Source organism: Nocardioides sp. (genome assembly GCF_004803405.1).
GTDB classification, from domain to species: Bacteria; Actinomycetota; Actinomycetes; order Propionibacteriales; family Nocardioidaceae; genus Nocardioides; species Nocardioides vastitatis.
Genome location: NZ_SSXI01000222.1, coordinates 1 through 2,568, shown reverse-complemented (window position 1 = coordinate 2,568; position 2,568 = coordinate 1). Strand labels below are relative to the sequence as shown.

Genomic DNA, 2,568 nt, shown 5'->3' with positions numbered 1-2,568 from the left:
CGAAGACCGACACGAAGACCGACACGAAGACCGACACGAAGTACCACGGCCTCACCGCGGACCAGATCGAGAGGCTCGGCCAGGAGCTCGACGCGATCCGCCAGCGCCTGATTGCCGACCTCGGCGAGGCTGACGCGGCCTACCTCCGCAAGGTGGTCAAGGCCCAGCGCGGACTCGAGATCGCCGGCCGCGCCCTGTTCTACCTGCCGCCCGCCTGGCCGATCGCGGTGGCCGCGCTCAGCGTCTCGAAGATCCTCGACAACATGGAGATCGGCCACAACGTCATGCACGGCCAGTACGACTTCCTGGGCGACCCCGCGTTCAACTCCCGGATGTTCGACTGGGACACCGTGTGCCCGGGCGAGCAGTGGAAGTACTCGCACAACTACATCCACCACACCTTCACCAACATCGTGGGCAAGGACCGCGACGTGGGCTACGGCATCCTGCGGATGGACCCGGACCAGAAGTGGCACCCGTACTACCTGGGCAACCCGGTCTACGCGTTCCTCCTCATGGTGTTCTTCCAGTGGGGCGTCGCGCTGCACGACCTCGAGGTCGAGAACATCGTCGCCGGGAAGCGGTCGATGAAGGACAACAAGCCGCTCTACCCGGGCCTGCTGCGCAAGATCCGCAAGCAGACGTTGAAGGACTACGTCCTCTTCCCGGCGCTGACCGGCCCGCTGCTCCCGCTCACCCTCGCCGGCAACGCCACCGCGAACCTGGTCCGCAACATCTGGGCCTTCAACATCATCTTCTGCGGCCACTTCCCGGCCGGGGTGGCGACGTTCTCGGTCGAGGAGACGGAGAACGAGACCCGCGGACAGTGGTACCTGCGGCAGATGCTCGGATCGGCGAACATCTCGGGCGGCCCGCTGATGCACACCATGAGTGGCAACCTGTCGCACCAGATCGAGCACCATCTGTTCCCGGACCTTCCCGCCCGTCGCTACCCCGAGGTGGCGGGCGAGGTGCGCGAGATCTGCGAGCGCTACGGCCTGCCGTACAACACCGGCCCGCTGCACAGGCAGCTCCTCAGCGTCGCCGGGAAGATCTTCCGGTACGCACTCCCGGGCGGCCCGTCGAAGACGGCGGCGGTCCGCGTGACCACGCCGTGACGGACGACTCGTTGGCCGCCTGACCTGCCCGCGGGAGACTGGATCACATGACCCATGGACGGGACCACCTGAGCAAGGCCGAGATCGCCAAGGACGCCCTCCAGGCCGGTGCCGAGGCGGCCGCGCACACCGTCGGCGAGGTCGCCACCATCCTGACCAGGGCCGTGGGCGACGTGGCCGCTGTCGTCGGCGGGTTCGCGACTGAGATGTTCGAGATTCGCGACTCCTCCCGGCGGGCGTTGGCCGAGCACGACGAGCCTGCGGCCGCGGAGCTGGGGCTCGACGAGCCCGACCGGCCGCCGGTCGGGGAGATCGACGACCCGGCCTGAATCAGGGTCGGTCAGCGAGCACTGCGCGCGCCGCGTCTCGCGCGGCGGAGGGATCCGCTGCCGCGAGCGCTGCGTTCGCCATCTCCCGGCACTGCTCGAGCGTGACGCCGGCGAGGCGGGCGCCGACCGGGCGGACGGCGGCTGAGGCCATGGACAGCGACGTGATGCCGAGGCCGACCAGGACGCACGCCAGCAGGGGGTCGGCCGCGGCCTCTCCGCAGACGCCCACCGGCTTGCCGACCCGCTCGCCCGCCTGGCCGGTCATCGCGACCAGCTGCAGGACCGCCGGCTGCCACGCGTCGGTCAGGTGCGCGAGGTCGGTGCACATCCGGTCAGCCGCCATCGTGTACTGGGTCAGGTCGTTGGTGCCGATGGACAGGAAGTCGACCTCGGCGAGCATCCGGTCGGCGAGCAGCGCAGCGCTCGGCACCTCGACCATCACGCCCGCCCGCAGGCCGTGTGCGCGTACGGCGGCGGCGAAGTCGCGTGCCTCGTCGACCGTGGCGACCATCGGCGCCATCACCCACGTCTCGGCGCCGGTCCGCGTCGCCGCGGCGGCGATCGCCGCGAGCTGGCGCTCCAGCAGGCCGGGGTCGGTGAAGGAGAGCCGGAGGCCGCGGACGCCGAGTGCGGGGTTGTCCTCGTCCGGGTGGGTGGCGAAGGCGACCGGCTTGTCCGAGCCGGCGTCGAGGGTCCGCACGACCACGTAGCGGTCCTCGGCGGCGAACGGCGCCAGGACGTCTGCGTAGATCGCGGCCTGTTCCTCGACGTCGGGCTCGGCCTCGCGGTCGAGGAAGCACAGCTCGGTGCGGAACAGGCCGACTCCCGCCACCGGTGCGGCGGCAGCTGCCGTGGCAGACGCGGCATCCGCAACGTTGGCGAGCAGCTTCACGGGGTGGCCGTCGGCCGTCCGGCCGGCACCGGTCCACGTGGCCAGGGCCGCGCGCTCCTCGCGGTCGGCCTCCACTCGCGCCGCGGCCGCCTCGGGGTCGGGACCGACCTCGATCACGCCGGTCCCGCCGTCGACGAGAAGCTCGGCACCGGTGGTCGCGGCGACGGCTCCGGCCACGCCGACGACGCAGGGGATGCCGAGCTGGCGCGCGATGATGGCGGTGTGGCTG

The 2,568-nt window shown here is 71.1% G+C and carries 3 protein-coding genes; 2 read left to right on the top strand and 1 reads right to left on the bottom strand.

Going from position 1 to position 2,568, the window contains the following annotated elements; genetic code table 11:
* Both E7Z54_RS14950 and E7Z54_RS14945 read left to right on the top strand, forming a co-directional pair.
* On the top strand, positions 1 to 1,118 hold a 1,118-nt coding region (locus tag E7Z54_RS14950), incomplete at its 5' end, for a fatty acid desaturase family protein (RefSeq protein ID WP_431188810.1).
* Between the two features lie 47 nt (positions 1,119 to 1,165).
* Positions 1,166 to 1,447 carry a hypothetical protein gene (locus E7Z54_RS14945; protein ID WP_240769703.1) on the top strand — a complete coding sequence of 94 codons (282 nt, stop codon included), beginning with the start codon at positions 1,166 to 1,168 and terminating at the stop codon, positions 1,445 to 1,447.
* A gap of 1 nt (position 1,448) precedes the next feature.
* Here E7Z54_RS14945 and E7Z54_RS14940 read toward each other — a convergent pair.
* Positions 1,449 to 2,568, bottom strand: a 1,120-nt coding sequence (locus E7Z54_RS14940; RefSeq protein ID WP_136434992.1) for a putative PEP-binding protein, incomplete at its 5' end; no start/stop codon positions are given.